At 49.4% G+C, this 5,384-nt stretch carries 4 protein-coding genes, 2 tRNA genes and 1 pseudogene; 5 read left to right on the top strand and 2 right to left on the bottom strand.

Annotated elements, in window-relative coordinates; genetic code table 11:
- Positions 1 to 338 precede the first annotated feature (338 nt).
- Positions 339 to 410: transfer RNA gene (locus tag QCH34_RS06120), tRNA-Thr, on the bottom strand.
- 372 nt (positions 411 to 782) lie between these two features.
- Positions 783 to 1,490 (bottom strand): sugar phosphate isomerase/epimerase family protein, encoded by a 708-nt coding sequence (locus tag QCH34_RS06115; RefSeq protein WP_300331752.1) that lies wholly within the window; start codon positions 1,488 to 1,490, stop codon positions 783 to 785.
- Between the two features lie 151 nt (positions 1,491 to 1,641).
- Between QCH34_RS06115 and QCH34_RS06110 the strand changes: the two genes are divergently transcribed.
- The 5 genes and pseudogenes from QCH34_RS06110 to QCH34_RS06090 all read left to right on the top strand — a co-directional run.
- Entirely contained in the window at positions 1,642 to 2,367 is a 726-nt protein-coding gene (locus QCH34_RS06110; protein WP_300331747.1) for a radical SAM protein, read from the top strand.
- 99 nt (positions 2,368 to 2,466) lie between these two features.
- A complete protein-coding gene (gene hypD, locus QCH34_RS06105; protein WP_300331743.1) occupies positions 2,467 to 3,486 on the top strand; it encodes a hydrogenase formation protein HypD in 1,020 nt (339 codons plus the stop codon).
- A 70-nt stretch (positions 3,487 to 3,556) separates the two neighbouring features.
- A tRNA-Arg gene (locus tag QCH34_RS06100) sits at positions 3,557 to 3,628 on the top strand.
- A gap of 96 nt (positions 3,629 to 3,724) precedes the next feature.
- The gene (locus QCH34_RS06095) at positions 3,725 to 4,597 is read left to right on the top strand and encodes a protein translocase subunit SecF (RefSeq protein WP_300331740.1); all 873 of its coding nucleotides are present in this window, start codon (positions 3,725 to 3,727) and stop codon (positions 4,595 to 4,597) included.
- A pseudogene (locus QCH34_RS06090) lies at positions 4,594 to 5,384 on the top strand (preprotein translocase subunit SecD); the annotation flags it as partial. The gene QCH34_RS06095 and the pseudogene QCH34_RS06090, both read left to right, overlap by 4 nt.

The raw sequence follows: 5,384 nt of genomic DNA, 5'->3' as shown, positions 1-5,384 counted from the left end.
CGTTCGTCCTTTTATCAATCAACCGGGTTCCGATGGCTATAACCTTAGAGGCAAGGTAGCACTATAGCATACGTACATGAGGGTACATGTACGTATAGGTGGTAAAAGAAATGAAAACAAAGACAAAAGATGAAAAGAAGAGCGTAATAAGAAGATTTAGAAAAAGGATCTCTCTCACAATCGATCCGGAAAATTATGACTTCATTCAGGATACAGGCTTGAATGTCTCCAAAGTCTTAGATGTGGCGATACATTCGCTTAGATTGAATATGTATTATGAAACATTAGTAACAGCGTTGATAGCTAACTCCGAATTAAAAAAAAAACACCAAAAACGAAGCCTCGGGCGGGAATCGAACCCGCGACCTCTTCCTTACCAAGGAAGCGCGATACCGCTATGCCACCGAGGCGATTGTTGTGCCAGACAATAAGTTGCCTGTTTGAGTTGCCTGATTGAAATGCCCATATTCCGGAGATCTAAGCCCCTGAATCCGGCAGCGACCCCCAAATACATGAGAAGTTGCATTATATCGTAAGCCAGCGTTGTTTTAATACCTTCCGGAATGGATCATGGCTTGGAGCGTATTTTGCCGTGGATTTCCTATATTCAAAGAATGATTGACGACTCTTCGCACCCACTATACCTAAACACCTGACAACTCCCGGCATACTCCCCCAACACACTCCCCACAACATACTCACCGAATACCCACTGCACCAGATCACCATTCAACAGACCCATCACCACTTAACCCTCACAACAAGGCACCATATCGTGGCTATCACAACCCAAGCGCCCTGATGCTCTCTTTCACTCCCTCAAGGGTGTCAACCTCGATAACCGGGATCACCTTCTCCCTCCTGACGGCTTCCATCACTGCATCAAAGTCAATAGTTCCGGTTCCAACCGGACTATGCGAATCGGTTGTCCCATCATTATCATGAATATGGATATGAGCAAAAGGATACTTCAGGAATTCTGGAAGGCAGCTATTCAGGTTAGCATGGCCGATATCAAGTGTAAAGCTGGTGCCTTCAATGAGGGGCAGCTCAGAGGGGGTTTTAAGGAAGAAATAATCCCAGTTCCCCAAATTCTCTATTGTCAGTTCGACCCCCCGCTCATCCGCCAATGCCCGGAGTTCGGCTATGGATTTCAGCATCTGCCGCTCTGCCATCTCCCTCTCCTCCAGCCATGCGAAATAGCCGGGGTGGACGATCACCGGGGCATTGACCTCGGCGGCAATTGCAAAACATTCATCTGTTACCTGGACGCTCGCCTTTCTGATCGGCTCCAGGAGGGAGGCGATATTCACTCCGCGTGATGGCGCATGAATCGAATAGGAGAAGGAATATGACTCGAGGATCTCAGGATTATCAATGTAATGAAGGCCGTCATCCATCACCTCAACAGAGCCGGTGATTGGAGCAAGTTTCTCAAGGGCTATTCCGAGCGGCTCGCGATGAAGGCAATAGGTAGAGACTGCAAACATACACTCAATCGGCAGGAACAGACGATAAAAGATCTGATCCGAATCTTCTGGCACACATCTTCTTTCAAATTGAAGATACACCCACCAATCCCTAAAACTCCACCAGCAGAAAAGAAGTATCTCCTGTCACGACAGATATGTATTGAAGATAATGGAATACCAATATCTCTTCGGTCCGGTACGCTCCCGCCGCCTCGGGAGATCCCTTGGCATCGATCTTGTGCCCGGAAACATCTGCTCTTTAAACTGCGTCTACTGTGAGTGCGGCACAACCATCCATATCACACGGAAACGGGGGGAATATGCCTCCCTCTCAAGAATCCAGCAGGAACTTGATCACTACCTCAGAATTAAGCGGGATATCGACTATATCACCCTCGGCGGAACCGGCGAGCCGACACTCCATTCGGGAATCAGCGCCATCCTTGAGTATCTCAGAAAACACCACCCTGAATACAAACGAGCCGTCCTTACAAACAGCACCCTCCTCCATGACCCGGCAATCAGAGACGAGATCAAAACAGCAGACCTCATCCTCCCCTCACTTGATGCAGTCAGCGATGACATCTTCCAAACAATCAACCGGCCACCTTCAGGCATCACCGCAGAAACAATGGTTGATGGCCTGATAGCACTCAGGAAGGAATTTAAAGGAAAAATCTGGCTTGAGATATTCTTCATTCCGGGTGTTAATACAACAGACGAAGAGCTCCACCTCCTGCGGGATGCGGCAGTCAGGATCAACCCCGATGTAATCCACATCAACTCGCTCAGCCGCCCCGGCGCAGAAACCTGGGTCACGACACTCACAGACGACGAGAAGAAAGCCATTCAATCTTTCTTTATTGAGCAATTTAAGAATACTCAGATCATCTAAAAACCTCAACAGCAGAGGAGATGATGGTCCGGTTTAATCCCTGCCTCCACCAATCAACCTTTTCTGGCTGGGAGGGCATACTACTATGAGAGAATCTCTATGGCGGTTGGAAAGGATATCATCAAGGCAATACAGGAAGAGATTAAGTCAGACGTCAGGATCATGCATGTCTGCGGCACACACGAAGCAGCTATTGCAAAACACGGGATACGAAGCGTCCTCCCAAAAGAACTGAAGGTCGTGATGGGGCCCGGCTGCCCCGTCTGCATCACGCCTGCCGGCGAGATAGACTGTGCAATAGATCTTGCAGCAGAAGGAAAGATCATCACCACTTACGGCGATCTCCTCCGGGTGCCGGGATCGAAAGGTTCGCTCGAATCAGCTGATGGTGATATCAGGATCGTACAGGGCATTCATAAGGCAGTAGAGATTGCAAAAAATACTGATAAAGAAGTTGTCTTCATCTCTGTTGGTTTTGAGACAACAGTTCCAACCGTTGCCGCAACAATCCTCCAGAATCCACCTGAAAATTTCAGCATCCTCTCCTGCCATCGTGTCGTTCCTCCTGCCATGCAATGGCTCCTCAGCCAGGGAGAAGCGGACCTTCATGGATTCATCCTGCCAGGGCATGTATGCGCTGTTATGGGATATGATGAATATGAGCAGTTCCCGGTCCCCCAGGTGGTAGCAGGCTTTGAAGCAGACGATCTCCTGCTTGGCCTGTACATGCTTGTAAAACAGATCAATAACAAAGAGGCAAAGGTGGAGAATGCCTACCCAAGGGCTGTCACAAGAGAAGGAAACACCAAGGCAAAAGCCCTGATGTACGAGGTATTTGAACCCTGCGACATCGAGTGGAGAGGCTTCCCCGTCATACCGGATTCCGGTCTTGCATTAAAGCCTGAATATGACACCTATGACGCATTAAAGAAATTCAACAAGACAATTCCTCATATCGAGAAGCGCTCCGCCTGTATCTGCGACCAGCTCCTCCGCGGTCTCGCCGAACCAACCGACTGCCCGCTCTTCGGCACCGCATGCACCCCCCGCTCTCCGGTTGGCCCCTGCATGGTCTCCCATGAAGGTGCATGCAAAATCTGGCACCAGTATCACCGATAACGATATCCTTATCTGTTTTTACACAGATCTATCTAGACGCAATGCCCGCATTCGGGCTTCTGCAACAATTGTCTCGGTAGGGTAGTGGACATCCTAGAAGCCTCCGGAGCTTTTGACCCGGGTTCAAGTCCCGGCCGGGACGTCTTTCTTTTCGTAACCATCAACCTGTGGAATGCAATGTATCTGCATCCCGTATATAGCCAATAATTTAAACAATCAGATCGTAAATGTTACCACTATGGCGTTTGACCTGTACGATCTTGTAAATAAATATCCCCCAAAGCAGATGATGGCGGTGCCGCTTGTCATCACGCTCATCGGACTGATAATCATCGGGGCCAATTTCATGATCTCCGGTGTTCCTATCAATCTTGGGATTGATTTTGCCGGGGGAACGGCGGTAACGGTGATGAGCGATGATACACCTGAACAGTTGGAAGCGTATTTTGCAGCATATCCTCTGATCAGTATCGGTGAAGGCTTAAACAGGGGAAACTACCTTCGGTTCGGGCCAATGTCTGATGAACAGTTCCGCTCACTCTCCCAGGATATAGCTACGCGGTATCCTGATGCAAAAGTGGATCAGATCGGAGAGTCGTTTGGCGAGACACTCCAGCAGCAGGCACTAATTGCCCTCCTCTTCTCGTTCATCGGGATGGCAGTCATCGTATTCATCGCCTTTAGAACTGTGATACCCTCTATTGCAGTCGTCTTTGCTGCATTCACTGATATCCTCATAACCGCAGCAATCATGGATGTGATAGGACTACCCCTCTCACTTGGCACAACGGCCGCACTTCTGATGCTCATCGGCTATTCTGTCGACAGCGACATCCTCCTGACAACCCGTATCCTGAAACGGCAGGGGAAACTCGAGGAGAAACTGAAAAATGCATTCAGGACAGGCTTTATCATGACCACAACGACCCTTTCTGCGGTCCTCGCACTGTTGGTCGTCTCGTGGATCGGAGGAATAGAGATCATCATGCAGATTGCAGCCGTCCTGTTGATCGGTCTTCTCGTTGATCTGATGAACACCTGGATGTTCAATGCCGGAATTCTGAAATGGTATGTGCAGAGTGGAAAAGCAGCAAAAGGGGTGAAGAGATGACAAAAGACGATTCCAATTCTCTCATGCGTGACTGGCGCATACTGGTGCTTATTGCAGCACTTATTCTCTCAGCCGTTTCGATCTATCTGCTTCCCCCCGCCTTTGATAAGGGCATTCAGGGGAATGTTCAGCTTGGCCTGGATCTGGAAGGCGGATCATGGATACAGCTTGAATATAAGGCAGAATTAATCACCTTTGAAACAACCGGCTCCGTTGAAGAACTTCTACTTGGAATATCCGAAGATCTCGACACAGAAGTATCACTCATAGAGGCAAATGTTGTTGAGATACGAAAACCATTCACCCGGGAAGAGCTGGAACAGGTATTCGCAGAATATGGCGCAACGATCACCAGCTATGAGATTGGGGTAGGTCCTGAAACAGCAGAAACCGTCAAACGCATCCTGGAAGAGAAGATCAACCGCCTCGGAACGAGAGATGCCAAGGTGAACACCCTCACCACATTCGGCGGCGCCTCACGGTATATCCGGATAGAACTTGCAGGCGTCGACATGATCACCGCACAGGAGATCGTCGGACAGCAGGGCAGGTTCGATATCAGAATTCAGACCACCGGTGATGAGACCGAACATGTCCTCTATGGTGACGCAATAACAAGTGTCGGGAACCCTGCACAGAACCCAATCGGAAGCAGTAACTGGGGCGTTCCATTCACCATCAACGATGAAGGCGCACGCGCATTACGGGAAGCCGCTATCCGTACCGGGGCAACAGATCGGCCGATGGAGCATGAACTGATGATGCTTCTGGACGACGAAATGGTCTA

Source organism: Methanocalculus sp. (genome assembly GCF_029762515.1).
Taxonomy (GTDB): Archaea; Halobacteriota; Methanomicrobia; order Methanomicrobiales; family Methanocorpusculaceae; genus Methanocalculus.
The sequence above is the reverse complement of the archived record's forward strand: the minus strand, read 5'-3'. Positions and strand labels throughout refer to the sequence as shown.

What these genes read in the sequence shown, in the direction of transcription:
- QCH34_RS06115 (WP_300331752.1), bottom strand. Translation starts at nt 1,490, where the DNA reads ATGTTTGCAGTCTCTACCTATTGCCTTCATCGCGAGCCGCTCGGAATA.
- QCH34_RS06110 (WP_300331747.1), top strand. Translation starts at nt 1,642, where the DNA reads ATGGAATACCAATATCTCTTCGGTCCGGTACGCTCCCGCCGCCTCGGG.
- hypD (WP_300331743.1), top strand. Translation starts at nt 2,467, where the DNA reads ATGGCGGTTGGAAAGGATATCATCAAGGCAATACAGGAAGAGATTAAG.
- QCH34_RS06095 (WP_300331740.1), top strand. Translation starts at nt 3,725, where the DNA reads ATGGCGTTTGACCTGTACGATCTTGTAAATAAATATCCCCCAAAGCAG.